We start from the raw sequence: 807 nt of genomic DNA, 5'->3' as shown, positions 1-807 counted from the left end.
GGGGAGCGGGGACCGTCGCCCCCGGAGGTCCGTCGACGCGCCGTTCCGGCGCCCCGGGGCCGCCGGAACGACCGGCCGGCAGCGGGGCCACCACGGCGGGCACCAACCCCACCAGGGCCCCGACCAGCGCGGCGGGGGCCCCGGGGGGCCAGTCCGGCGGCGCCACCGGCTGCTGCAGGGAGGCCGGGTCCACCGCCGCCACCAGGGCGAACACCGCCATCGGAACCCACCCCGAGGCGGTGACCAGCCACGCCCGGCCGCCCCACCGGTCCGGCCGGTGACGGGTCCGCACGCTCCGCCGTCCGCCCAGCCGCAGTCCGGCGAGGGCGGCGGCCGTACCGACCGACAGCAGGACGATCGGGGCGGTTCCACCGTCCGCCAGCGCACCGTAGACCCCCGCGCACACCCCCAGCAGGCCGCCCGGGGTGAGGACGGCCGTGGCGCGCCGCACCGCCGGTGACACCTCGGCCACCCGGCCGTAGCCGCGGGTGTCCATCGCGGCGGCCAGTGCCACCGCGCGTTCCAACGAGCTTTCCAGCACCGGCAGCGCCACCCGGCGCAGACCGCGCACGCCGCGATCCGGCCGCCCCCGCAGTCGCTGCGCGGAACGGGTCCGCACCAGGTCCGAGACCAGGCGGGGGGCGAAGGTCATCGCCACCACCACCGCCGTCCCCACCTCGTACAGCGCCCCGGGCAGCGACTTCAGCAGCCGGGCCGGGTCGGCCAGCGCGTTGGCCGCGCCCAGACAGACCAGCACGGTCGCCATCCGCATTCCGTCGCAGGCGGCGAAGAGCACCGCCCCCGCCC

General features: G+C 78.9%; 1 protein-coding gene. It reads right to left on the bottom strand.

The window, feature by feature from the left end; genetic code table 11:
• The coding region (locus FNQ90_RS25415) for an energy-coupling factor transporter transmembrane component T (protein WP_228471607.1) at window positions 1-807 on the bottom strand (807 nt) is incomplete at both ends.

Source organism: Streptomyces alkaliphilus, from assembly GCF_014141535.1.
Classification (GTDB): domain Bacteria; phylum Actinomycetota; class Actinomycetes; order Streptomycetales; family Streptomycetaceae; genus Streptomyces; species Streptomyces alkaliphilus.
This window is presented reverse-complemented; position numbering and strand designations above follow the sequence as displayed.